26 protein-coding genes and 1 pseudogene are annotated in these 23,665 nt (G+C 69.1%); 11 read left to right on the top strand and 16 right to left on the bottom strand.

Annotated features, from left to right (window positions below):
* Positions 1 to 4: 4 nt before the first annotated feature.
* Together KIK09_RS29640 and KIK09_RS29635 are read right to left on the bottom strand one after the other, a co-directional pair.
* A complete protein-coding gene (locus KIK09_RS29640) occupies positions 5 to 670 on the bottom strand; it encodes a response regulator (protein ID WP_214322679.1) in 666 nt (221 codons plus the stop codon).
* Complete coding sequence (locus KIK09_RS29635) at positions 667 to 1,791, bottom strand: sensor histidine kinase (protein WP_250573963.1); 1,125 nt, start codon at positions 1,789 to 1,791, stop codon at positions 667 to 669. Before KIK09_RS29635 ends, KIK09_RS29640 begins: the two co-directional genes overlap by 4 nt.
* Before the next feature lie 166 nt (positions 1,792 to 1,957).
* Between KIK09_RS29635 and KIK09_RS29630 the strand changes: the two genes are divergently transcribed.
* Positions 1,958 to 3,142 (top strand): alpha/beta hydrolase family protein, encoded by a 1,185-nt coding sequence (locus KIK09_RS29630; RefSeq protein WP_214322678.1) that lies wholly within the window; start codon positions 1,958 to 1,960, stop codon positions 3,140 to 3,142.
* An 18-nt stretch (positions 3,143 to 3,160) separates the two neighbouring features.
* Here the strand turns inward: KIK09_RS29630 and KIK09_RS29625 are convergent, their stop codons facing one another.
* A complete protein-coding gene (locus tag KIK09_RS29625) occupies positions 3,161 to 3,754 on the bottom strand; it encodes a dihydrofolate reductase family protein (RefSeq protein ID WP_214322677.1) in 594 nt (197 codons plus the stop codon).
* A gap of 49 nt (positions 3,755 to 3,803) precedes the next feature.
* Positions 3,804 to 4,634, bottom strand: coding sequence for a metalloregulator ArsR/SmtB family transcription factor (locus tag KIK09_RS29620; RefSeq protein ID WP_214322676.1), 831 nt, complete (start codon positions 4,632 to 4,634; stop codon positions 3,804 to 3,806).
* Between the two features lie 375 nt (positions 4,635 to 5,009).
* Between KIK09_RS29620 and KIK09_RS29615 the strand changes: the two genes are divergently transcribed.
* Entirely contained in the window at positions 5,010 to 5,240 is a 231-nt protein-coding gene (locus KIK09_RS29615; RefSeq protein WP_214322675.1) for a DUF6289 family protein, read from the top strand.
* A gap of 313 nt (positions 5,241 to 5,553) precedes the next feature.
* On the opposite strand, the gene KIK09_RS29610 is transcribed toward KIK09_RS29615, so the two are convergent.
* Positions 5,554 to 5,967: a PPOX class F420-dependent oxidoreductase gene (locus KIK09_RS29610; RefSeq protein ID WP_214322674.1), complete on the bottom strand. Its 414-nt coding sequence runs from the start codon at positions 5,965 to 5,967 to the stop codon at positions 5,554 to 5,556.
* Between the two features lie 78 nt (positions 5,968 to 6,045).
* Positions 6,046 to 6,639 carry a dihydrofolate reductase family protein gene (locus KIK09_RS29605; RefSeq protein WP_214322673.1) on the bottom strand — a complete coding sequence of 198 codons (594 nt, stop codon included), beginning with the start codon at positions 6,637 to 6,639 and terminating at the stop codon, positions 6,046 to 6,048.
* A 92-nt stretch (positions 6,640 to 6,731) separates the two neighbouring features.
* Here KIK09_RS29605 and KIK09_RS29600 point away from each other — a divergent pair, with 92 nt between their 5' ends.
* The 5 genes from KIK09_RS29600 (at position 6,732) to KIK09_RS29580 (ending at position 10,920) form a co-directional block, all read left to right on the top strand.
* Positions 6,732 to 7,187 (top strand): winged helix-turn-helix transcriptional regulator, encoded by a 456-nt coding sequence (locus KIK09_RS29600; RefSeq protein WP_214322672.1) that lies wholly within the window; start codon positions 6,732 to 6,734, stop codon positions 7,185 to 7,187.
* 313 nt (positions 7,188 to 7,500) lie between these two features.
* Positions 7,501 to 7,953 (top strand): hypothetical protein, encoded by a 453-nt coding sequence (locus tag KIK09_RS29595; protein ID WP_214322671.1) that lies wholly within the window; start codon positions 7,501 to 7,503, stop codon positions 7,951 to 7,953.
* 220 nt (positions 7,954 to 8,173) lie between these two features.
* On the top strand, positions 8,174 to 8,962 hold the full coding sequence (locus tag KIK09_RS29590; protein ID WP_214322670.1) for a S1 family peptidase: 789 nt from the start codon (positions 8,174 to 8,176) through the stop codon (positions 8,960 to 8,962).
* Positions 8,963 to 9,362: 400 nt separating this feature from the next.
* Positions 9,363 to 10,007 (top strand): LysE family translocator, encoded by a 645-nt coding sequence (locus KIK09_RS29585; protein ID WP_214322669.1) that lies wholly within the window; start codon positions 9,363 to 9,365, stop codon positions 10,005 to 10,007.
* A 79-nt stretch (positions 10,008 to 10,086) separates the two neighbouring features.
* On the top strand, positions 10,087 to 10,920 hold the full coding sequence (locus KIK09_RS29580) for an alkaline phosphatase family protein (protein WP_214322668.1): 834 nt from the start codon (positions 10,087 to 10,089) through the stop codon (positions 10,918 to 10,920).
* Here KIK09_RS29580 and KIK09_RS29575 read toward each other — a convergent pair.
* The 7 genes from KIK09_RS29575 to KIK09_RS29545 all read right to left on the bottom strand — a co-directional run bounded on the left by KIK09_RS29575 (position 10,917) and on the right by KIK09_RS29545 (position 18,921).
* On the bottom strand, positions 10,917 to 12,263 hold the full coding sequence (locus KIK09_RS29575; RefSeq protein ID WP_214322667.1) for a beta-N-acetylhexosaminidase: 1,347 nt from the start codon (positions 12,261 to 12,263) through the stop codon (positions 10,917 to 10,919). The two genes, KIK09_RS29580 and KIK09_RS29575, sit on opposite strands and share 4 nt — an antisense overlap.
* Positions 12,260 to 13,048, bottom strand: a complete 789-nt coding sequence (locus KIK09_RS29570; protein WP_214322666.1) for an endonuclease/exonuclease/phosphatase family protein — start codon at positions 13,046 to 13,048, stop codon at positions 12,260 to 12,262. Before KIK09_RS29570 ends, KIK09_RS29575 begins: the two co-directional genes overlap by 4 nt.
* A 9-nt stretch (positions 13,049 to 13,057) precedes the next feature.
* On the bottom strand, positions 13,058 to 13,873 hold the full coding sequence (locus KIK09_RS29565; RefSeq protein WP_214322665.1) for a carbohydrate ABC transporter permease: 816 nt from the start codon (positions 13,871 to 13,873) through the stop codon (positions 13,058 to 13,060).
* Positions 13,870 to 14,856 carry a carbohydrate ABC transporter permease gene (locus tag KIK09_RS29560; protein ID WP_214322664.1) on the bottom strand — a complete coding sequence of 329 codons (987 nt, stop codon included), beginning with the start codon at positions 14,854 to 14,856 and terminating at the stop codon, positions 13,870 to 13,872. The genes KIK09_RS29565 and KIK09_RS29560 overlap by 4 nt, the downstream gene beginning before the upstream one ends.
* Positions 14,853 to 16,352, bottom strand: coding sequence for an ABC transporter substrate-binding protein (locus KIK09_RS29555; RefSeq protein ID WP_214322663.1), 1,500 nt, complete (start codon positions 16,350 to 16,352; stop codon positions 14,853 to 14,855). The genes KIK09_RS29560 and KIK09_RS29555 overlap by 4 nt, the downstream gene beginning before the upstream one ends.
* Before the next feature lie 31 nt (positions 16,353 to 16,383).
* Positions 16,384 to 17,403 (bottom strand): LacI family DNA-binding transcriptional regulator, encoded by a 1,020-nt coding sequence (locus KIK09_RS29550; RefSeq protein WP_214322662.1) that lies wholly within the window; start codon positions 17,401 to 17,403, stop codon positions 16,384 to 16,386.
* A gap of 108 nt (positions 17,404 to 17,511) precedes the next feature.
* Positions 17,512 to 18,921 carry an alpha-L-fucosidase gene (locus KIK09_RS29545; RefSeq protein ID WP_214322661.1) on the bottom strand — a complete coding sequence of 470 codons (1,410 nt, stop codon included), beginning with the start codon at positions 18,919 to 18,921 and terminating at the stop codon, positions 17,512 to 17,514.
* A 296-nt stretch (positions 18,922 to 19,217) separates the two neighbouring features.
* On the opposite strand from KIK09_RS29545, the gene KIK09_RS29540 reads away from it, so the two are divergent.
* From KIK09_RS29540 to infA, 3 genes are read left to right on the top strand one after another with little or no spacing between them, the layout of a single operon-like run.
* On the top strand, positions 19,218 to 19,484 hold the full coding sequence (locus KIK09_RS29540) for a hypothetical protein (protein ID WP_214322660.1): 267 nt from the start codon (positions 19,218 to 19,220) through the stop codon (positions 19,482 to 19,484).
* A gap of 45 nt (positions 19,485 to 19,529) precedes the next feature.
* On the top strand, positions 19,530 to 20,015 hold the full coding sequence (locus KIK09_RS29535; protein WP_214322659.1) for a GNAT family N-acetyltransferase: 486 nt from the start codon (positions 19,530 to 19,532) through the stop codon (positions 20,013 to 20,015).
* Between the two features lie 38 nt (positions 20,016 to 20,053).
* Positions 20,054 to 20,278 carry a translation initiation factor IF-1 gene (gene infA / locus KIK09_RS29530; protein WP_214322658.1) on the top strand — a complete coding sequence of 75 codons (225 nt, stop codon included), beginning with the start codon at positions 20,054 to 20,056 and terminating at the stop codon, positions 20,276 to 20,278.
* A gap of 253 nt (positions 20,279 to 20,531) precedes the next feature.
* Here infA and KIK09_RS29525 read toward each other — a convergent pair whose 3' ends face one another.
* The gene (locus KIK09_RS29525) at positions 20,532 to 21,266 is read right to left on the bottom strand and encodes a class I SAM-dependent methyltransferase (protein WP_214322657.1); all 735 of its coding nucleotides are present in this window, start codon (positions 21,264 to 21,266) and stop codon (positions 20,532 to 20,534) included.
* 356 nt (positions 21,267 to 21,622) lie between these two features.
* Between KIK09_RS29525 and KIK09_RS29520 the strand changes: the two genes are divergently transcribed.
* The gene (locus KIK09_RS29520) at positions 21,623 to 22,117 is read left to right on the top strand and encodes a DoxX family protein (RefSeq protein WP_214322656.1); all 495 of its coding nucleotides are present in this window, start codon (positions 21,623 to 21,625) and stop codon (positions 22,115 to 22,117) included.
* Between the two features lie 125 nt (positions 22,118 to 22,242).
* Here the strand turns inward: KIK09_RS29520 and KIK09_RS60660 are convergent.
* Together KIK09_RS60660 and KIK09_RS29515 are read right to left on the bottom strand one after the other, a co-directional pair.
* Positions 22,243 to 22,476: pseudogene (locus KIK09_RS60660) on the bottom strand (AMP-binding protein); the annotation flags it as partial.
* Between the two features lies 1 nt (position 22,477).
* On the bottom strand, positions 22,478 to 23,665 hold the full coding sequence (locus tag KIK09_RS29515; RefSeq protein ID WP_214322655.1) for a thiolase family protein: 1,188 nt from the start codon (positions 23,663 to 23,665) through the stop codon (positions 22,478 to 22,480).

Here is a 23,665-nt window from a genome sequence, read left to right as displayed (position 1 = left end):
CCGTCTAGATGGCCGAGGGGCGCACGAGGCCGTTCTCGTAGGCGAAGACCACGACCTGGGCGCGGTCCCGCAGCCCCAGCTTGAGCAGGACGCGGCTGAGATGTGTCTTCACGGTGGCCTCTGCCAGTTGTAGCGCCGTGGCGACCTCGGCGTTGGACAGCCCGTGCGCCACCTGCACCAGCACCTCGTGCTCGCGGGTGGTCAGTCCGGCCAGCCGTTCGTCGCGCTCGGGCGCGCCGGGCGTGAGCTGGGGCGCGAACCGCTCCAGCAGGCGGCGGGTGACCCGCGGGGACAGCGCGGCCTCGCCGGCGGCCACGTTGCGGATCGCGGTCAGCAGTTCGGCGGGCCGGGTGTTCTTCGGCAGGAAGCCCGCCGCCCCCGCCTTCAGCCCGGCGAAGGCGTATTCGTCCAGGTCGAAAGTGGTCAGGATGAGCACGCGTGAGCGCGGGCAGTCCCTGACGATGCGGCGCGTGGCCTCGATCCCGTCCAGGCCGGGCATGCGCACGTCCATCAGCACCACGTCGGGGCGCACCTGCCGGGCCAGCCTGGCCGCCTCCTCTCCCTCGCTCGCCTCGCCGGCCACCACCATGTCCTGCTCGGCATCGAACACCATGCGGAAGGCGGTGCGCAGCAACGCCTCGTCGTCGGCGATCAGCAGCCGGATCGTCATGCCGCGCCCCTGACTTTCAGGTCCAGTCCGGCCGCCACCCGCCAGCCGCCGCCACGCACAGGACCGGCGTGCAGCGTTCCGCCGTAGGCGGCCACGCGCTCACGCATCCCGGCCAGGCCCCGCCCTTGGGCCATCTCCTGTTGAGGGTGTCCGTCGTCGGTGACCTCCACCTCGGCGCGCTGCGGCGTCAGGTGGACCCGGATCTCAGCCGTCGCGCCGGGCGCGTGCTTGAGCGTGTTCGTCAAAGCCTCCTGGGCCAGCCGGTAGATGGTGAGCTGGGCGGCGGCGGGGATCGCCGTCGGGTCACCGGTCACGGACAGGCGGGTCGGCAGTCCGGCCGCGCGCATCCGGTCGGCGAGCGGACTGAGCTGGGCGATCCCCGGCGCCGGGTGGAGCAGCGGATCCGGCTCGCCCGCGCTGAGCGAGCGACGCATGTCCGCCAGGGCCTGCCGTCCCGTCTCGGCGACCTGTTCCATGGCCGCGGCCGCCTGCCGCGGGGCGCGGTCCTGCACGTGGGCGGCGCTGTCGGCCAGGGCCACCATGACCGACAGGTTGTGGGTGACGATGTCGTGCACGTCGCGGGTCATCCGAGCGCGTTCCTCCGCGACCGCGAGTCGCGCCCGCTGCTCGCGGTCGCGTTCCAGTGAGGTCACGTACGCCCGCCGTACCCGCGTCCACAGGCCCGTGGTGAGGGCGGCGGCGGACATCGCCGTCAGCGCCGCCGCTGTGAACGGGGCCTGACCCGGCGGCGCCCAGCGGGCCGCGGCCAGCAGTATCCCGGCCTCCAGCGTGAGGGCCGCGATCATCGTGTGCCGCCATGGGCGGTGCGCGGCCACGGTGCAGAGGGCGACCAGCAGGGCGGCGTCGGCGGGAAGCTGCACGCCGGCGGCCCACTGGGCCACGGCCGCCGCGGCGATCGCGCAGAAGACCGCCAGCGGGGCACGCCGTCGCCACGCCAGGGGCGCCACCAGGGCCACCTGGAGCGTCAGCACCCGCGCGTCGCCGTCGGTCAGGACGTGCCCGGGTCCGAGCGTGGCCAGGAAGATCACGGCTGCCGGCAGCGCGTCGACGAGCATGGGCGACCGCCCGGTCAGCGCCACCAGACGGTCGGCTCGCTTCATGCGCTCACCCTAGTTGGCCTGCGGGTTCGCTCCCCATCCTCCTCAAGGAGGAACCTCAGGGCGGGTCATCCAGAAGTCGCACCCACGGATCAGTCTTCCGCCGGTCGTCCGGCTGCGCGGGCCGCTGCGAGCCTGGCCGGGCTGAATCTCGTTCAAGGAGCCTTGCATGTCCCTCTTCACGAAAGCCGCGGGCCTCGCTGTGGTGGCGCTGGCCATATCCATGACGCCCGCCGCCGCGCCGGCCTCTGGTCCACGTCCCGTCACCGTGAGCCTGCCCGCGCCGGGCGGGCCGTACGCCGTCGGCACGCTCGCGATGCGCCTGGTGGACCGCTCGCGCCCCGACCCCCTGGTCAAGTCGAAGCCCTACCGGGAGCTGATGGTCAGCCTGTGGTACCCGGCCAAGGACACCGGTCAGACGCTGCCCGTCGCCCCGCACATGTCGCCCCTGGCCGCGGCCGATTGGGACAGCCACTCCGCGCCGCCCATGGGCATCCCGAAGGGCGCGGTGAACTGGGGTGCCACCGCCACCCACGCCCGCGTCGGCGCGCCGGTCGACCGCCGCGCGGGCAAGCTGCCTGTCGTGCTCTTCAGTTCGGGGGACGGCGGGCCGCGCACCCTCGGCACCACGCTGGTCGAGGACCTCGCCTCCCGCGGATACCTCGTCGTGACCGTGGACCACACCTACGAGGCCGACCAGGTGGAGTTCCCCGGCGGACGGCTCGTGCGTGCGCTTCCCCTGCCGCGCAAGCTGACCCCACCGGTCCTCGCCAGGCTGCTCGCCCTGCATGCGCGGGCACGCCTGGCCGACATGCGGTTCGTCCTCAACCAGCTCGCCGGACTACGGCATGCCACTCAGCTGCGTGGCGCGCTCGACCTGTCCCGGGTAGGGGTGCTCGGGCAGTCGCTGGGCGGGTCGGTGGCGGCACAACTCGTCCACGACGACGCCCGCGTGGACGCGGGCGTCAACCTGGACGGCTCCTATGTCGGCTCCGTGGCCAAGACCGGCGTGACCAAGCCGTTCCTGCAGGTCGCGGCGGAGGCCCACACCCGTTCCAGCGAGCCCAGCTGGAAGTCCTTCTGGCAGGCCTCTAGTGGGTGGAAGCGGGAGCTGCGGTTCAAGGGGGCGGCGCACGGTTCGTTCACCGACCTGCAGGTGCTGCTGCCGCGGATCGCTGCGACGGTGCCCAAGGTGCCGGTCCGCGACTTCGTGGGCACGATCGACCCTGAACGGTCCGTCTCGGCGCAGCGTGCCTACATCGCCGCCTTCTTCGACCTGCACCTGGGCAGGAAGCCCACCCGCCTGTTCGATGCGTCCGACGACCGGTTCCCCGAGGTTTCCCTCGTCCCTTGAGGCCCGTTGATCGGCTGCTCAGCGTGCCCGGTCGTAGACCAGGGCCATCTCGCCCAGCTTGCCGGTCTCCTGGCAGGCCAGCGTCCACGTCGTGGCGGGAAGGCCGTCGTCGAACAGCCGCTGCCCGCCGCCGGTGATCTCGGGGAAGATCATGAGGTAGAGCCGGTCGACCAGGTCCGCTGCCAGGAGCGGCTTGATGATGCTCGGACAGCTGTTGACGAGGATGTCGCCCTCGCCGGTGGTCTTGAGGTCGGTGACGACGTCGGCGGCGGGCGCGTTCACCACGCGGGTACGCGCCCACGGCGCCTCGGTGAGCGTGGTCGAGAAGACCACTTTCTCCACGTCCACCAGCCACTTCGCGTAGCCACGGTCACGCGGATCGGCGGCGTTCTCGTCCTCGGCGAGCGGCGCCCAGTACCCCATGAAGCCCTCCGCGTTGCCTCGTCCGAGCACTGCCGTCGTCGCGTCCTGCCAGATGCGGGTCAGGTGGTCGCGTGCGACCTCGGTGCTGACATACGGGGCGAACGCCCCGAAGTCGCTGGGCCCGCCGGGACCGTGGTAACGCCCGTCGAGGCTGAGGGTCAGGTTCGCGGTCACGCTGCGGCCGGTCATGTGGTCTTCCTTTCATCGCTGCTGGAGTCACTGGTCATCGGTACTGGAATCACTGGTCATCGGTGCTGGAATCACTGGCGAGGATGGCCACGAGCCTGTCGAGGCTCTGGCCGACGCCGATCTCGATGCCCGCGACGAAGTCCGCGGACTCGACCGTGCTGTCGGCGACCCGGAAGTGGACGTCGAGTTCCGTGCCGGTGCCGCTGGGCCGGAGGCCGAGGTCGAGGTGGGCGGTGAAGGCGTGGCCGCCCCCGGGAAGCAGCGGGGAGAGCCGGTAGGCCAGGTGCTCACCGGGCCGGACGTCGTCGACCACTCCCTCGGCCCGCCCGGCGGGCACGTCGGAGCCGTCGTCCTCGACGTCCCGGTACTCCTGGACGATCCGCCCGCCCGGGCGCGCCTCGAAGACGAGCTCGGAGACGCGCAGGTCGTCGGGTGTCCACCACCGGGCCAGGAGCCCGGTCTCGGTCAGATGGCGCCAGACCACCTCGGGGCTCCCCGCCAGCGACCGGACGAACCGGAACGACCTGTCGTCAGCCCATCCGGGTTCCTCGGCGGCCATCCGCTCCGCCTCCAGGTTGAGGCCGTAGCGGTCGAAGGTCTCGCGCGAGCCTCCGGCCTGGTCGGCGGTGTCGGCGAGTTGGTTGAGCGCCGCCGCCAGCTCCCGCAGAGGCTCGGACCGCAGCGCGTAGATGCGGCGCTGGCCGGTGCGGTGGGAGGTGACAAGCCCTGCGCGTTCAAGGGATTGCAGGTGCTTGGTCGTCTGCGGCTGGCGCGCTCCTGCGAGCTGGGCCAGGACACCGACCGGGCGGGGCCGCTCGGCCAGCAGGCTCACGAGCCGCCAGCGGGCCGGGTCGGCCAACGCGGTGAGGAGTGCGTCCACATCCCTGAGTATTCTCCACAACGAATATTCATGTCAAGGAATACCTTCACAGACGTCGGGTTTCCGACCGGCTCCACGCGGCTCGGCAGGCCCCCAGGCAACCCAACCGGCCCGCCTGCGCGAGACGGGTGAGCGAGGCAGCCGTACCCGCGAAGGTAAGGACGCGAACACTCACCGTTGAATCACGAATGAGGGTCGGACAAAACCACAGATCAGAATATGGCTTACGTCTCTACCGCTATCGCAGCGCCGGAAGGTGCCGTGCTCTGACAATTGTTTTGACCATTTGAGTACCGGCATTGACCTTATTGATCTGTTCACTTCTGCGATCGATCATCGGGGCAGTAGCGCTTCCTCACCTAAGGAAGGACCTTCATGATTCGACGCGCATCGCTGGCCGTCCTGCTCGCCCTCAGCACCCTCACCGTCATCAGCTCGCCCGCGCACGCCCGCGCCTGCAGGATCGACTTCCACTGCGAGACGTACTACTACAGCGACTCCGACCACACGACGCTGGTGGGGATCAAGTACGAGAACTGCGTCGGCGACGAGTCATGGGTGGGCAGGCGCGGATCGTACCCGGAGTTCTACGAGACTCCCTGCTGAGCGTCCGCACCTGATCGCTCGCGTGTTCGGCATACCGGCTGCTCGCGCTGGACCTCCGCCGTGAGCAGCCGGTGGCGAACACCAACGATGGATCGGCTGCGAATACTCGCCGCTTGCTGCACGTCCGAAATCACCTCGAAGATAAAACGCGCGAACCCAGCGGGCAGATGGCAGTTGGGATCGTTGAGCAACGTACCGCCTTCACAACACGGCGTAACCAGACCGAGCTAGGAATGACGCGAAAATAGTCGCTGCTCACATCTGCCCTTTTCTGCCACGCCGGCAAAACCCCTGCCATATCGAGGGGGGCGGGTCAGTCGCGGCCGGCGGTCTGGCGCTCGGGCTGGATGACGGCGACGACGCGTTCCTCTGCTCGGGAATAGGGCCTGCCGATGTACTTCGCGGATAGCCGGTCGATGATCTCCCAGGCCGCGTCGCCTTCGAGCCATTCGACGACCTGACCGCGGATGATGACGGGCTCGAACGGGTTGTCGGCGGGCGCCACGGAGAGCGCCACCCGCGGGTCGCGACGCAGGTTACGGGCCTTGCGTGAGTCCGGACCGGTGAGGAAGACGACATGGTCGCCGTGGGTGCCGACCCAGAGCGGCACGGTGTGCGGCGAGCCGTCCGGCAGGACGGTGGCCAGGTGGGCAAGCGAGGTGCCGTCGAGGACGCGGCGTACGTCGGGGTTGAGCATCTTCTTCTCCTGGAGATGGTTTGTCGGCATGGTCGGCGAGGTCGAAAGCAGGGACGAACCCGGTGTCGGCAGCAGGGGGTTTCGTCGCCGGGCCACCGATGGCGAGGATCAGCGCTCGACCTCGTAGTGGAGGTGGGTGACGCCGGGCGCCGGGACGGCTTCGACCAGGCGCAGGCGCACGTGTTCGGGAAGCGCCTGGAAGAACGGGCGGCCGCCGCCGAGCAGGATCGGCACCTGGTGGAGGATCACCTCGTCGACCAGGCCCGCCTTCAACGCCTCGGTCACGACGCCGCCACCCATGAGGCCGACGTCCTTGCCGCCGGCGGCCTCGCGGGCCGCGGCGATCGCATCCTGGATACCGGTGGTGACCAGGGTCTGCCGGTCGGTGATCTCCGGCACCGGCCGGTGACTGAGGACGACCAGCCGGGCCCGCGGGTGCGGGCTGCCGCCGCCGAAATGCTCGGAGTCCTCGTAGGTGTTGCGCCCGGCCACGATCGCGCCCACGCGTCCGGCCAAGGCGTCGAAGACGCGGGCGCTGGGCGCGCTCAGCTTGAACCCGTCGAACACCTGGCTGGGCGTGTCACCGTCGAAGTACCAGTTGAACAGCATCCCACCGTCACCGAGTCCACGCCCGGCGCCCGGGTCGCGCCCGGTGATGTACCCGTCGACCGACACCGCCAGAGCGGCCAAGACCTTGCTCATCCGCGTGCTCCCTTTCTGGAGTTCCTTGAAGAGACTCCATGACCGTAGCACCTAGAGTTCCCTGAGGGAACCCCAACGGCTAGACTGCTGGCATGCAGCGCACGAACTTCGGCGAGATGGCCTGCTCCATCGCCCGCACCCTCGACGTCATCGGCGAACCCTGGTCACCGCTGATCCTGCGTGACATATGGGTCGGACTTACCCGGTTCGACCAACTCCAGGCCGACCTCGGCATCTCACGCAAGGTACTGACCGAACGGCTCAACCACCTCCTCGACCAGGGCGTACTCGAGCGCCGCCCCTACGACCAGCGGCCACGCTTCGAGTATCACCTGACAGCCAAGGGCACCGAACTCGTCGACCTGCTCATGGTCATGACCGCCTGGGGCGACAAATGGCTCGCCGGCCAAGCCGGACCACCCGTCCTCTACCGCCACCACGCCTGCGGCCAGATCAGCCACGTCGACCTACGCTGCGCCCACTGCGGCCAACCGATGCACGCCAACGACATCGACCCACTACCAGGCCCAGGCGCAGCCACCACCTGACCCCAGCACCTCCACAGCCTCGACCACCCTCGCCGGGCTGCATGGCGCGGAGGACGTGCGGCTCGTCGTCTGGTTCTACTGATCTCGGAACTGGGACACCGCCTCTCCGGTCAACCCGAGCCTGGCCCCCGCTCGATCCCGGCCGATGCCACCGCCCCGGCCGGCAGCGTCAGCCTGCGGGCTTCGGCCCGATCCGCGACTCGGGGATGGTGTAGAAACGGCCCTCCAGCAGGCTGCGAAGCGCGCGCCGTGACTCACACAGGGCGAGCCGGTTCCTCGGTCGGAATTGATCCCTTCTCGGCAGAATGTGGGCGTGTCCACTGATGTAAGCGGGATGATCGAGTGCAGGCCTTGGGGCCATATCTGGGAAGGAGACGATGAGGACGCGGTATGGCAAGTCGCCATCGATCTCTATCTTCTGAACATCGGCAACGCGTATGACGCACTCGCCTGCCTGTTCGGCGTCCGTAACTCCTTCGGGTTCCAGCCGCTGACTGAGGAGCGCGGCCTGCCTGATGACGCCTCGGACGAACTGCGGGACGTGTTCAACGCCTCGGGCGGCCCGGAGGACGTATGGGGAACGACGTGGATCAGCTGGGCTGAGCTGGCATCCGCCGACTGGGACGAGACCGATCGCTCCGGCACACTCAGCCGAAGTTCTGTCGCCGGGGCACAGACCCATTGGGCACCGGTCTGGGACGTGATGAGGACGCTTGCCGGGCTGCATGGCGCGGAGGACGTGCGGCTCGTCGTCTGGTTCTACTGATCGCCGGTTCCTCGATCGGACACTGATCCCCGCGCTGCGCAGGATGTCGACGAAAGCCTGACGCTGCTACGTCTGCGCTGGTCAGGTGGGGTTATCCCTACCCCGAGTTGGCGTGCTGCCATGATCTCGCCGCCGGATGAGGACGAATAGCTTCATAGCGTCTCAATCTTCCAGTGAAGGGCTACTCCCTGTGTTTGGCACGAGATCGTTCCGTCGAGCTATGTCACGTTCCGCTGTTGTCGCTCTGGCCGGTGCGGCCTGTCTCGCGGCGACCGCCGGTAGCGCAGGAGCGATCATCAACGGTAAGAAGCCCACCGAGAACTACCCGTTCATGGCCTCCATCCCCACGTCCGCGCCGGCCCTGGGCCTCGAGGACGGCAACTGCGGAGCAGCGCTGATCAACCCGCAGTGGGTGGTGACCGCGGCACACTGCCTCGACATGGAGATCGGGTCGATTCCGAAGGGAACGGTCCGCATCGGCAGTGACAAGCGCAAGTCAGGCGGAACGGTCCGTAAGATCGCTCAGGCGGTGGTCCACCCCGGCTACGCCCAGGCCTCACCCAACAAGAACGACATCGCGCTGGTCCGCCTGGACCGCCCCGTGTCCTACAAGCCCATCCGGATCGCCGACCGCCCAGGAAAGCCCGGCACCCCGACCCGGATCATCGGCTTCGGCATCACCAAGTTCAGCAAGAACCCGGCTGACTGGAAGATGTCCGGCAGGCTCCGCCAGCTCGACACCCGCCGCGGCGCGATCTCCGAATGCGGCCCCGGCTTCGCCGGCGGCACCCGCCTGTGCACGGTCAGCCAGGTGTCCAAGGCCATGGCGTGCAACGGCGACTCCGGCGGCCCGCAGATCCAGCGTGGCCGGGGCGGCCGATGGGAGCTCATCGGCGTCACCTCCGGCCCCGGTGCCAAGAGCCCGTCCTGCGCGGAAGGCCCCGGTCTGTACACCAACGTGCCCGCCTATGCGGACTGGATCAGCAAGACGATCCGCAAGTACAGCTGACCTGCTGCCTGCGCTTCAGGCACGACGGACCGGGTACGGCGGGCCCAAGGCGCCGACACAACGACACCTTTCCGCGTCATGGCCACAACCCTGCGGTACGGCTGGCTCGAGCCGTACCGGGTCGTCGCGGCAACCGCGCGAGGCGTCGGCGGTCAACCTGTTCGACGCACCGGCGGCGATGACGGCCGCCCGCCACGACCGACGAACGCCATCGGCGCAAGGCCACCGTCCCTGCGGCGTTCGCCTCAGATGCTGATAGCCGCGAGCTCGGTGGGCGGACGAGGCGAATGATCCGGTCGCGTCACCCGGAGCGCTCCTTCAACCGGTAGTACACCGTGAAGCGGAACGGACTCGAGGCAGGCAAAGTCTCGTGGATCTCGTGGCTCTAGACTCAGCGGTCATGAGTGGTGAAGCACTGCTGGCTTATTTGAGTGTCGTTGCGCTGATCACCATTACTCCGGGACCCGATACGGCTGTGGTCTTGCGTAACGCGATGCGCCATGGCTGGTCAGGTGGTGTACGCACCGGTGTGGGCAGTGCCGTGGGGCTTCTGATCTGGGGGCTGGCCGCGAGTCTGGGCATCGCGGTGATTCTGGCGGCGTCCGCGTTGGCTTTCACCGTGTTGAAGCTGGCCGGCGCCGCTTACCTCGGCTATCTCGGAGTCCGCATGCTCTGGCAGGCGTGGAAGCGCCAGCCGACCGCCGGGATCGTGTCGGCGGCCGAGTCACGACCCGCGGTCTCGGCGAGAGCGCTGTTCAGGCAGGGATTGGCAACGAACCTGCTCAATCCCAAGGCTGGGGCGTTCTTCACCGCCGTGCTTCCGCAATTCGTCACCGTTCACGGGTTGGCTTCGGCTCCGCTCGTGATCGGTTTGGCGCTGATCGCGGCTGTGGCCAATTTCAGCGGGCAGTGTGTCTTCGCGGTCGCGGCTCACCGCACTGCCCGGCTGATCGGTCGCCGTTACTTCGAGCGCGTGGTGGACAGCGTCGTCGGGGTGGTTCTCATCGCGCTCGGGAGCAAGCTGGCGTTCAGCGGCCGCACCTGAGCCAGATACGTTCCGGCAATAGCGCTCATAGGAAAGCCCGACCTTGTCGGCGCCGCGCCGGCACGGCGACGATCAACGGGTGACTGAGCACAGCATCCGTGACCACGTCGTCGTCTTCGGTGTCGACGGGGTCAGGTACGACACCCTGCGGGCGGCGCGCACGCCCACGCTGGACGCGATCGAGGCCGCCGGGTTCCTCGCCCCGGTGCGGGTCAACGACGCGGGGCCGACGATCTCCGGACCTGGGTGGGCCACGGTCGCCACCGGCGTGCTCGCCAACCGGCACGGCATCTACGACAACGACCTGCGCGGCCACCATCTCGCGAAATATCCGGACTTCCTGACGAGGGTCAGGCAGCATGGCGGCACCACGTACGCCTCGGGATGCTGGCCCCAGCTCGTCACCGACACCCTGGGCGGCCCCATTTTCCTGGGCGGCGGCACGCTGCCCTACGGCGAGGACCCGCCCACGCTGCCCGCCTGGCAAGACGCCGACCAGCTGGTCGCCGACGACGCCGCGAAGGTGCTCGGAGGCGACTCCATCTCCGCGGCGTTCGTCTACTTCGGGCTGCCCGACGTGGTGGCGCACGACCAGGGCCTCACGCCCGCCTACACCGAGGCGATCGAGAGCTCGGACCGGCGCATCGGCGAGGTGATCGCCGCCATCGAGAACCGTCCCGGCTTCGCCGCCGAGCGCTGGACGGTCATCGCGGTGACCGACCATGGGCATGCCGACGAGGGCGGCCACGGCGGCGAGAGCGAGCCGGAGCGCACCGCCTGGATCGCCGCGTCGGGACCGGGCGTGCCCACGAGGCCGCCTGCCCGGCTGGAGCAGGCCGACGTGCACGCGCACGTGCTCGCGGCCCTGGGCGTCGCGCCGGACGGGGCCCTGACGGGGCGGCCGTTCGCCTAGGACGTCCGGTGCGGCAGGTGCCGCGCCAGCCGTTCCTCGAACTCGGCGAAGTCACCGGCGGTGCCCCAGGCCACCTCCGCCAGCGCGCACAGCCGTGGGAAGGCCATGTACTCCACCTGCTCCGGCGTGGGCAGGTACTCCGTCCACAGTTGCCCCTGAGTGCCCAGGATGTGGTGGGCGGCGCCGGCGTCGAGCCCGGCGGGCACCGGCTGGTAGGCGTACACCTGGGCGAGCGTGGTGAGCCCGCCGATGGCCAGCGGCTCGGTCTCGGGGTCGGCCTGGTAGTGGTCGAAGTAGGTGTGCGAGGCGGGGCACATCACGGCGTCGTGCCCCGCCTTGGCGGCGGCGACGCCGCCCTCCTCGCTCCGCCACGACATCACGGTGGCGCCCGGTGCGAGCCCACCCTCCAGGATCTCGTCCCATCCGACCAGGCGGCGGCCATGGGCGGCCAGGAACTCCGCCATCCGGCCGACGAACCAGCTCTGCAGCGCGTCCTCGTCGGGCAGCCCCAGCTCGCGCATACGCTGCTGGACGCGCGGCGACTCGCGCCATTCCCGTTTCGGGCACTCGTCGCCGCCGATGTGCACGTACGGGCTCGGGAAGACCTCCAGGACCTCGGCCAGCACGTCCTGGCAGAAGCGGATCGTCTCCTCCTCCACGTTCAGCACCTGCTCGTGCACGCCCCACTCGCCCGGCACCGGCAGCTCGGCCTCCGGGTGGTTGCCCAGGTGCGGGTACGCGGCGATGGCCGCGCGCATGTGCCCGGGCAGGTCGATCTCCGGGACCAGGGTCACACCGCGGCTCGTGCCGTACTCGACCAGGTCGCGCAGCTCCTGCTTGGTGTAGAAGCCGCCGTGCGGACGGCCGTCGTAGCGCTGGTCGCGGTGGTGGCCGAGCATGGACTCCGCGCGCCACGCGCCGACCTCGGTCAGCCTGGGGTAGCGCTCGATCTCCATGCGCCAGCCCTGGTCGTCGGTGAGGTGCAGGTGGACGACGTTCAGCTTGTGCAGGGCGGCCAGGTCGATCATCCGGCGCAGGAAGCCGACGGGGAACCACCAGCGGCCCACGTCCAGCATCACGCCCCGCCAGGGGAAGCGCGGGGCGTCCTCGATCTCGACGCACGGCACCTGTCCATCGGCCTCCAGTTGGCGCAGCGTCTGCTCCGCCCACCGCAACCCGCGCTCGTCCTCGGCGATGACCAGCACTCCGTCGGGTGTGACGGAGAGGCGGTATCCCTCAGGCCCCAGTCCGGTCCGCTCGACGCGCAGCGTGACGCCGTCGGGAGCCGGCCGCCAGGAGCCAGGTCGCCTGGTCAATCGGGCGGGACGGGGAATGATGTTCATGAAGGGATCCTCAGATCGGCGATGAGCGCTGCGTGGTCGGAGAAGAAGTCCTGCGGCGGATCGCCGGGGGCGCGCTCCCCCAGCATCCAGGTCGCGACGGGATCGATCGCGCCGCGGGTGAAGAGGTAGTCGATGCGGTAAGCCCCATCGAACCGCTTGAGCACATCCCATGATCCGCCGGGGTCGGTGCGCACATCCGGCCGCAGCGACCGGTAGACGTCATGGAACCCCGCCTGCTGCACTTCTCTGGTCACCCTTCCCTCGACCACGTCACCCCAGTCCAGGTGGGAGACCGTGTTGAAGTCGCCGGCCAGGATCGCGGGCCGATCCGGGCTGCCATTAGTGGCGACGTAGTCGTGGAGAAGGGCTTTGACCTGTAGGTGCCGGGTGTGGTCGAGCGCATCGAGGCCCTCCCGCCTGCCCCGCTCCAGCTCTCCCACCAGGTCGCCGAGGTGGTGCAGCCATACGGGGAAGACGTCCAGCTCCCGCCCACCGCCCAGGTCGAGCCGCACGCCTCCGGCGTTGAACGACGACAGGTGCTCCCCTGTCGGCTCGGGATAGACCTCGGCGACCGGATACCGGCTGAACAGCCAGAGGTTGTCGCCCTCGCCCGGCGGCCTGCGGGTGATCGCCACTCCCTGGTGGCCGTACGCGGCCCCGATCTCGGCGGCCATGCCGTACGTCTCGATCGTGACGACCACGTCCGCGCGGACGGCGGCGATCAGCGCGGCGACGCCCGGCCGGCCGCCGTCGAGGATGTTCCAGGTCATGATCCGCAGCCGCATGGTCGTCCATCAGGCCTTCACGGCCCCGGCGATGGCGTCGACCACGTAGCGCTGGGCGACGACGAAGACGACCACGATCGGCGCCAGCGAGATGATCGCGCCCGCGCACAGCAGCGTCCAGTTCGTGGACGTCTGGCTGGTGAAGGCGTACAAGCCGACGCCGAGCGTGCGCAGCTCCGGCTTGCCCAGCGTGAACACCAGCGGCAGGAAGAAGTTGTTCCACGAGCTGATGAACGTGAACAGCCCGAGCGTGGCCGCCATCGGCCGCGACAGCGGAAGGATCACCCGGAAGAACAGCGTGTTGTACCCGGCCCCGTCCACCCGCGCGGCCTCCTCCAGCTCGCGGGGCATCGTCTGGAAGTAGGCCATGAACATGAACGTCCCGAACACCAGCCCGCCACCGACCTGGACGAGGATCACCGACCAGAGCGTGTCGAGCAGCCCGAGCGCCTTGACGATGTCGAACACCGGGATGATCGTGTAGCCGTGCGGCAGCAGGAACGTTGCCAGCACCACCCCGATCAGCGCCTTCTTGCCAGGGAAGGTGTGCCGGGCCAGCGCGAACCCGGCCATCGCGGTCAGCAGCAGCACGCACGCGACAGTGGCCACCGAGATGATCAGCGTGTTGAGGAAGTACGTGCCGAAGCTGGCCTGCTCCCACGCCTTGACGTAGTTGTCCCACATGAACGTGGTCGGCTTGAGCCCGAGCCCGGTGTCGAGGAAGTCGATCGGCGACTTCAGCGAGCTGCCGACCGCCCAGAGGAACGGGTAGACGTAGGCGAAGCCGAAGCCGAGCAGCATGATGTGGGTGAACGCGCGCCTCACTGCGCCGCCCCCTTCCGTGAGCGCAGCTTCCTGACCGCCCACAGCTGCCCGAACGTGAGCACCAGCAGGATGAGCCCGAAGAAGAACGACGCCGCGGAGGCGTAGCCGACGTTCGGCTCGCCGCCCGCGCCGCTGCCGATCGTGCCGCCGAAGGCCTGGTGGTAGATGTAGGTGTTCACCACTTCGGAGGCGAAGTACGGCCCGCCGCCCGTCAGCACCATCACCAGGTCGAAGACCTGCAGGCTGCCGATGACGGCGAGGAACACGATGACCACGCCGACGCTGCGTAGCCCGGGCACCGTCACGTGGACGAACTGGGCGACCCGCCCTGCGCCGTCGATCTGGGCGGCCTCGTACTGCTCCTTCGGGATCGCCTGCAACCCGGCCAGGAAGTAGACCATGTTGTAGCCGAGCGTGTTCCAGATGCCGACAACGATGATCACCCAGAGCACGGCGTCAGGGTTGCCGAGGAAGTCCACCGGCTGGTCGATCAGCCCCAGCTTGATCAGCGGCTGGCTGATCACGTCGCTGAAGTTGGACAGCATCAGCTTCAGCACGATGCCCACGATGGCCACCGAGGTGACCGCGGGCAGGAAGTAGATCGCCCGGTAGAACGTGGAGCCGCGCAGCTTGCGGTTGTTCAGCACCAGCGCGAGCGCCAGCGCGAGTACCAGCTGCACGGGCACGAGCACGACCGTGTACATCGCCGCGTGCCTGAATGAGCTCCAGAAGAAGCCGTCGCCGATCACGTCGCGGAAGTTCCGCAGCCCGACGAAGTCGGACGGATCTCCCAGGCCGTTCCACTCGTAGAGCGTGTAACCGGCCGAGGCGAAGATCGGGTAGATGACGAACACCGAGGTGAGCACCACGAAGGGCGCCAGGTAGGCGTAGGTCCAGCGGTTGTCGCGGATCCTGCGCCAGAGCGTTCCGTTGCGGGTGGCCGGGGCGGCGGTCGTGGCCGCCCCGGCGAGCTCTGCCGTCATTTCGTGGTGATGTACTGAGGGATGTCCCACTTATACGGTTTGGTGAGATCCCAGTCGGTGAACGTGTAGTCGGCGATCGTCGCCTTGTGCCCCTTGGCCGCCGCCTTGGCCAGCGCGTCGTTGAACGCCTTTTCCTGCTGCTCCTGCAGTTGGGACAGCGCCGCGCCGATGTCCTTGATCTGCCCGGTGAACAGGCCGGTGCAGATGGAGTCGAAGTCGGGGGTGATCTTCTTGACGACCACGTTGCCGGTCGCCGGGTTACGCAGCGCCGGGTTCGGGCCGGCCAGGCTGAGCTTGGTCATCCCCACGAAGGCGGCGAACGGCGCGAAGTCCACCTTGCTCGGGTCGTTGGCCTCGGGATGGATCGAGACGCCGCCCTTCAGCTCCTGCACGTACCTGGCTCCCGCCTCGGGGCCGTTCCACCACTTGAACCACTCCCAGGCCTCGTCCGGGTGCTTGGCGGTGGCCGAGATCGCCAGGTTGTACTTGCCGGGCCCGTAGTAGAAGAAGCTCTTCGGCTGCCCGTCCGCGGTGATCAGGGTGGTCACCGAGTAGTCGGTGAAGCCCAGCTCGCTCCAGCCCGGCTGGTTCCACACGCCGCCCACGATCATGCCGAACTTGCCGCGCGCGAACTGCTGCCGGGAGATCTCGTCGTCCATGCTGAGCGCGTTCGGCGTGATGAACCCCTTGCTCTTCCACTCCAGGAAGAGCGTGAGGAAGTCGCTGACCGCCCGCTCGGTGGTGCGGGTGAACTTGCCGGTGCGCGGGTCGAGGCCACCGGGGAAGCCGGGCGGCATCGAGCCGGGGAAGCCCGCGCCCGCGGTGAACAGCTCCACCCACCACGGGATGATCGCGAAGGCGCTGTTCCCGAAGCCGATGCCGTGCACGCTGCCGTTGCCCTTCTTGGTGATCTGCTCGGCGAACAGCGTGACCTCTTCCCAGGTCTTCGGGATCTTCACGTTGCCGTCGGCCTCGACCAGCCCGGCGTCCTTGAAGACCTTGTTGTTGATGTACAGCTGCACCCAGGGCGCGTCGCCCTCGAAGGGAGAGCTGTAGATCTTGCCGCCGAAGGTGTTGATCCCCTCGACGAAGGAGTACGGCGGGAACGTCTTCTGCCAGTCGGCGGTGGCGTACTTGCTCAGGTCGAGCACCCGCCCGTCGGCCACGTAGTCGTCCAGCTTGTCGCTGGGCACCTTGAAGATGTCGGGCGCGCTGCCGCCGCGCCAGGCCAGGTCGAGCAGCTTCTCCAGGTCACCGCTGGCCTGCTGGGTGCGCTTGATCGCGACGCTCGGGTGGGCCGCCTGGAAGAGCTCGATCTCCTTCTTGACCCACGGCTCCTGGCTGACCAGCTGGTCCCAGTGAGTCACGTCGACGACCTTGGCCGCGCTCTTGGCGCCCGGGCTCTTGGTGGTGGAGCAGGCGCCGAGCGCGAGCAACCCGCCGACACCGGCGGCGCCCCGGAAAAGGGCACGACGAGATAGAGGTGATGAGGACATGGCGCGTTCCTTATCGGTGGGGGGTGGGGGGTCAGGAAAGGGGCGAGGTTGAAGCGCGGGTGATCAGCCGGGGCGCGACCGTGTCCGGCCGGCCGTCCCGGCCGTCGATGAGGGCCAGCAGCAGCTCGGCGGCCGCCGCCCCGACGGAGACGGGATCCTGGTGGACAGTGGTGAGCGCGGGATGCAGATGCGCGGCCTCCGGGTTGTCGTCGAACCCTGTCACCGACAGGTCCTCCGGCAACCGCAGCCCTGCCTCCCGCGCCACGGACATCCCGGCGACGGCCATCAGGTCGCTGGCGTAAACGATCGCGGTCGGCCCGTGCTGCTCCCGCGCGAGCAGCCGCCGCGTCGCCGCCGCCCCGCCGTCTCCGGTGAAGTAACCCACTTCATGCAGTACGGCATGCAGCCCGTGACCACGCATGGCCTGCCGCCACGCGTCGAGGCGGGAGGTGGAGTGCAGGTAGGCAGGATCCCCTTCGACGAAGGCGATCCTGCGATGGCCCAGCTGCACCAGATGGTCGACGGCGGCCGTGATGCCGTCGCCGTCGCGGATGCCCACGGCCGGGGTGGCGCCGTAGTCCGCGGTGACAGGGCCGATGGCCACGGCGGTCAGGCCGAGCTCCGTCATCAGCGGGAGCCGGCCGTCGTCGCGGCGGATGTCGAGCAGGAACGCGCCATCGATGCGGCGCTCGGTGGCCAGGCGGCGGTAGCTCTCTGCCTCCGCCCGCTCGTCCCTGCCGACCACCTGGAGCACGAGCACCGAGCCGCTGCCCGCAAGCACGGTCTCGACGCCGCCGAGGAAACCGGCGAAGAACGGGTCGAGGGCCAGGTGGCGCGGGTCGCGCGCGAGGACCAGGCCGACGGCGAAGGCTCGGGAGCGGAGCATGGCGCGGGCGTGGATGCTCGGGCGCCAGTTGAGGTCCTTGGCCGCCTGCTTGATCCGCTGGCGAGTTTCCTCGCTGACGCCCGGCTTGTCGTTGAGCGCCAGGGATACCGCGCCCTTCGACACACCGGCCAGGCGGGCCACGTCGGCGATGGTCGGGCCGTCCACTCTTGCCTCCTCAGCGTTACTAAATGCATTTAGTAATGGCAGCGCTCGGGGCGCGTCAATGGGTTCGCCCAAACTTTGTTCCTAAATAAACCGGTAAACCGGGATGAATCAGGCGTTGCCGTACAAATCGATCGTCGTGAGGTGGGGGGTGGCGCGTGCGCGGAGGACCCGCACGCGGAAGCGGCGGGCCGTCACGGGGGCGGGGAGCGTGATGAGGCGCTTGGCGCCGACAGTCCCGCACCCGGCGATCCGCCGCCAGCCGTCCTCCTGCTCCGCCTCGACGACCACCTCCTCGATGAGCTGGCCGTGGCGCAGGTCCTCGGCCAGGGCCAGGCGGGCGACCTCGGCGGGCTCGTCGAACTCCAGCACCTCACCGTCGCGCCTGGCGGGCAGCGGGCGTTCCCAGTCGCGTTCGATCATGGACGCCCACTCACGCAGGACCGCGACGTCCTCGGCGGGCAGGTGGCCACGGCGGTCGGGCGGGATGTTGAGCAGCAGCACCGCGCCCCTGCCCACGGACTCACCATAGATCGCCATCAGCTCGTCGGGCGCCTTGGGTCGCTCGTCGTCGTGGAAGAACCATCCGGGACGGATGCTCACGTCGACCTCGGCCGGCCACCACTGCAGCCAAGCCTGCGTGGTGTTCTCCAGGGCCGGGCGGCCGCCCAGGTCGGGGGCGTCATACGTCGGCAGCACGTCGACGCGCTCGCGGTCGATCCGCACGGGGACGACGTTCCACTCGTCCTCACGCGCCAGGCCGGTCTCGTTGCCCACCCAGCGGACGTCGGGGCCGCAGTTGGCGATCACGGTGTCCGGCGAGAGGGTCCTGATCAGGGTGTACCAGCTGTCGAAGTCGTAGTGCTCGGCGCGGTCGTCGGGGATGCGCCCCAGCGAGCCGTCGAACCAGATCTCGTCGATGGGACCGTACCCGGTGAGGACCTCGTGCAGCTGGCCCAGCATGAAGGCGCCGTAGTCGGTGGCGGGGAGGGTCAGGTCGCCGATCTCGCGGGGCCGGCGTTGGCTGCCGTTGGCGTAGGTGGGCTCGTGCTCGTCCGCCGGGGAGAGGTAGAGGCCCACCTTGAGGCCGTGCGCGCGCATCGACGTGACGAAGTCCCTGAGGACGTCGCCCTGTCCGGCTCGCCACGTCGAGGAGGCGACCGTGTGGGTGGTGAGCTTCGACGGGTACAGGACGAAGCCGTCGTGGTGCTTGACCGTGAGGATCGCCAGCCGGAACCCGGCCGCGCTCAGCTCGCGGGCCCACTGGTCGGTGTCGAGGTCCTCCGGCTGGAACAGCTCGGGGTCCTCGTCACCGTAGCCCCACTCCTGGCCGGTGAAGGTGTTGACGCCGAAGTGCAGGAACGCGGTCCGCTCCAGCGCCAGCCAGGCCAGCTGCCGCCCACTCGGCCGTACCGACGCAGCCTTGGCGACGACGTCATCACCCGGCTCGACCGCCACCCGCCAATCGCCGCCCACAGCCTCGGCACCCGTCCCGCCGTCTACGCCGACCGCCTGAGTCATTCGGTCCTCCTCACCGCATCATCTTTGTCGCACGCCATCACAGCATCCTCGCCGTCGCGGCGCCCCGCAGGGCAGGTCGCGATGCCCTTCCCCAGCTCAGCGTGCCCGCCGGGAAAATGGTTGGTCGGAACGATATTGGGGCTGATACCGTGCCGGAGACCGTGACAGGCCGCTAGGAGGTGAGACCCATGAACGCTGTATCGATGTGGGTGCTCCCCCTCGTCATCACGGTCGGGCGATTGACGTAGGTGTCGCCGGGAGCGCCTCGACCAGGCAATCCCGAAAGGCGACAACCTATGAACTCTGTGCATCTCACTCCGGGCATGGACGAGCATGCCGTAACGATCACGCGGGTCGCGGAGAACCAGTGGCACGCTCTGGAGGACGACCGGGTGGTCGGCCGCGGCCACACTTCGCGCAGGCCCGAGGGGCGGATCTTCCTCAGCATCGACGCGTGGCACGACGCGGTCTTCGACCGGCTCGCCGGGGCCATCCTGGCGGACCTCCCGAGGCCGGTGTACACGGTGGTCGACGAGGTTGACCTCGACCTGACCTCCAACTAGAAGCGAGCCGGCTTCACGACCCGGCGCCGCGAGTGGGAGTACCTCGTGCCCACCGACCCGCGGATCACGGGGCTCGGCTCCGCGCTGCCGCCGTCGGGCGTGACGATTGTGCCCGTCGGCGAGGCGGAGGAGGGCCCTCTGCGCGTGTTGGATCGCGCGATTCGCGACGAGGTCGAGGCCGCCGTCGGCTGGCAGGAAATGCCGGCCGAGGTGCTGCCCCGCCCGACCGGCGATACCGTGCTGGATCCGTCGAAGTACGCGGTGGCGACGCAGTCCGGCGCGTACGTGGGATTGGTACGGCTCGCGGCGGTGACCCGGCAACCACGGATCGGGCTGATCGCGGTCCGGTCAGACCAGCAACGCCGCGGTATCGCCCGGGCGCTGCTCGCCCACGTGCTGGGTTCCTTGCACCGCTGCGGGACCGAAACGGCATCGGCCGAAGTGAACGAGTCCAACGAGGCGGCCATGGCGCTGTTCGAGGGCGCCGGTGCGCGGCGTGCGAGCAGCAACCTGGAATTGGTGCTCCGCTGAGCGCCCTCACAATCACCGATCGGAGAATCGCGAGAAACATGCCAAGAACAGCAGGCGGCATCGAAGTCGAAGGCACCGTCGTCGAATGCCTTCGCAACGCCACTTTCAGAGTAGAGCTCGAGAACGGGCACAAGGTGCTTGCCCACATCAGCGGGAAGATACGCAAGAACTACATCAAGATCCTGCCGTATGACCGGGTCCTCGTGGAGATCAGCCCGTACGACCTCACCCGCGGCCGGATCCTCTTCCGATACAGGACGTAGCCATTTGTCTTGCTCTTGTACGGCATGACACGAGGAAAGCCGCCGAGGGTTCAACTCGGCGGCACCCGTCCGCGATTTCAGGTATCAGCTACATGCCCATCTTCCGCAGGGTCGCGTTCCCGTGCGTGCTCTGTGTTGATGAGAAGCGGGCGCACTGTGGCGACAGGGTGGTGCCAGTTATTCAGGCCACGGTCCCTTAGGGGAGGCGTTGACGATGGCCTGCCCGGCTCCTCGTGAACGCCCGAGTCGGGTGCTAGGCGCGGCGGGCGATCGTGACGATCGATCGGCCGGCATCGCGGACAGGCCCGTGGTGCCAGTCCCCGTACTGCGCCTCGATCTCGAAGCCCGCCTCGCTCAGGAACGCAGCGAGCGCCGGGGCATCCAGGAATCGCAGACTCGTGCGATCGACGCGCAGGACGGTGCCGTCCTGCGCGCCGCTGGTCGTTTCGGTGAACGTCACCACATCGTCGACCACCGACTCGACGTGGTGTGACACGCGAAGGGTACGGCCGGCACCGTCCACGACGTCTCTGGCGTTCGACGGATTCCAGTCCTCCCATGCGCGCGCCCGAGGGTTGCGCGTGTCGAACGCGAACCGGCCGCCGTCACGTAGCGCCCTGCGGATGGCGGCCAGCGAGGTGGACAGTTCCGCATCGCTCACAAGGCACTGGAAGGCGTTGCTGGCCATGGTCGCCAGGTCGAACTCGCGATCCCAGGACGCGTCCGCCGCGACACCGGCAACCCACTCGATGTCCGCGCGTCGCCGGGCCCGATCGAGCGCAGCCAGGTCCGGGTCCAGCCCGACGAGCCGCCCACGGTGACCGAGCTCACGAGCCCGGTGCAACATGCTGCCGGTACCGCACCCCACATCCAGCACGGCATCCGCAGCCATCACCAGCTCGTCGTAGAACGCGTCGCCGGGGTTCCGGGCGGCGTCCCAGGGATTGAGCAGGTCATACAAGGCGGCCGCATCAGCATCGGTAAACATCCCCGCAGTATCACCCACAAGGTGGCCTTATGCGGCGGCACCGATCCGCCGGGTTCAGCGTGCCGTTCGCGTTCGAGATCGTCACCACCGGCTGTACCGGCAGCGTCCAGTTCGCGGGGTGGCAGGAGATTCTGTTGACCGGCCCACTACCTGGCGGGCGCTGTGCTGCTGTTCGTCGTGTCCTGGCTACGCCGGCGCGAAGAGCGACACACGGCCGTACTCGAGTGAAGTGCTGGTAGCGGGTGGCCGAGTTCAAGAGGCGCATGTCGGGCGACCGAAATCTAGGCATTGACTAGATTTCCGTCGGTCGCCTAATCTAGGCGTTGACAAGATTTCTGGTGGAAGGGACTGCGTTCGTGGAACCCCTCATCACTCTCCTCGCCGTCACCGCACTGACGCTGGCGGTGGGCGTCGCCGCTCGCAAGCCCTCGCTGCGCCGCCTGCCCGTGGCGCTGCGGGGCGGGCTGGCGGCCATGTTCGCGCTGACCGCGACCGTGCACTTCGCCTTCATGCGCGCCGAACTCGTCGCCATGGTTCCCCCGTGGCTGCCCGCACCCGAGCTCCTGGTGACCATGACCGGCGTCGCCGAGTTGGCCGGTGCCGTAGGCTTGCTCCTGCCGGCCACCGCCGGGTGGGCCGCCGGTGGACTGACCCTGCTGCTGGTCGCCTTGTACCCCGCCAACGTGCACCTGGCCCTGTCAGGTCAGGATCTGCCCTGGTGGGACCAGCTCCCCGAACGCACCCTGATGCAACTGATCTTCCTCGCCGCCACCACGACCGTGCTCATCGACCGCATCCGCGCCCGCACCAGCGCGACCCGTACGGCATCGAAACCCGCGAACGCGGCCTGAGCCGGCCCGGCCGCCAGGTCTTCCAGCCGGCCTTCCGAGCCCGGCGCGCGGGTCGGCGGGCCCGTGGTGAACATCCTGATCCCGGCCAGCCGCGCCGCCTCGGCTCCCTCGGTCACGAGGTCGCTGTGGCAGAGCAGCAGGACGGCACTGGTGTCGACGAGGACCCGCATGATCTCGTGAGCGGTCAACTGCGGACCCACCCGTACAGCCGTCGCGCCCGCGGCGAGGACGGCGTGATGTACGCGGCAAGGACCAACCCTGTGCGGGCACAGGAGGGCGATGCGGGCGCCGCGGCGGGGAGTGATCCTCCGCAGCGCCGCGGCCAGGAAGCGGATCGGGAGACCGGACTCGGAGGTCATGTCAGTCGCGCTGGACGAGGACGGCCGCGCCCTGCCCCACGCCCACGCACATGGTCGCCAATCCGTTCCTCGCGCCCGTACGCGCCATGCGGTGGAGCAAGGTCGTGAGGATGCGCGCGCCCGAGCAGCCCAGCGGATGACCCAGCGCGATCGCCCCGCCATCGGGGTTGACCCGATCGGGATCGATGCCGATGTCACGGACGCAGGCCAGGACCTGAGCCGCGAACGCCTCGTTGATCTCGGCCGTGTCGAGGTCGCCGACCCGCCGGCCGGCACGCGCGAGCACCTTACGGCTGGCAGGGACGGGACCGAGGCCCATCACGTCGGGATGCACGCCTGCCGCCGCCCCGGCGACGTAGCGGCCGAGCGGCTCGACCCCCAGCTCCGCCAGAGCCTCCTCGCTCACCAGCAGCAGCGCCGCCGCGCCGTCGTTCATCGGGGACGCGTTGCCGGCGGTGACGGTGCCATCGGGGCGGAAGGCGGGTTTCAGCGCGGCCAGCCGCTCGGCGGAGGTGTCGGGGCGGACGCATTCGTCGGTCGTGACCGTGACGCCGTCGGGGCGCTCGACCGGCAGGAGTTCGAGGTCGAAATCGCCGTCGCGCTGGGCGCCGGCGGCCCGCCGGTGGCTGCGCAGAGCGAAGGCGTCCTGCTGCTCGCGGGTGATGCGGTAGCGCTTGGCGACCTCTTCCGCGGTCTCGCCCATGGCGAGGACACCGTGCAGGTCGGCCATGCGCGGATTGACGAGCCGCCAGCCGAGCCGGGTGTCGTGCGTCTGCAGCGTGCGGGGGAAGGAATCCTCGGGACGGGCCAGCACGAAAGGCGCGCGGCTCATGGATTCGGAGCCGCCTGCCACGACGACGTCCGCCTCGCCCGCGGCGATGGCACGGGCGGCGCTCGTCACCGCCTCCATTCCCGAGGCGCACAGCCGGTTGACGGTGGCGCCGGGAATGTCGTGCGGCAGGCCCGCGAGCAGGACGCTCATGCGCGCGATGTTGCGATTGTCCTCGCCCGCCTGATTGGCGGCGCCCCAGTAGACGTCGTCGATCCGGGCGGGGTCGAGGGTCTTCACGCCCGCGATCAGGCCCCGAAGGGTGGTGGCGGCCAGGTCGTCGGGACGGACGGTCGAAAGTGAGCCGCACAGCTTGCCGATAGGCGTACGGCGGGCGGCGGCGAAGTAGACGGGACGCAT

Origin of the sequence: Nonomuraea sediminis (genome assembly GCF_018531495.1) — a bacterium.
In the GTDB taxonomy this organism is placed as follows: domain Bacteria; phylum Actinomycetota; class Actinomycetes; order Streptosporangiales; family Streptosporangiaceae; genus Nonomuraea; species Nonomuraea sediminis.
This window is presented reverse-complemented; position numbering and strand designations above follow the sequence as displayed.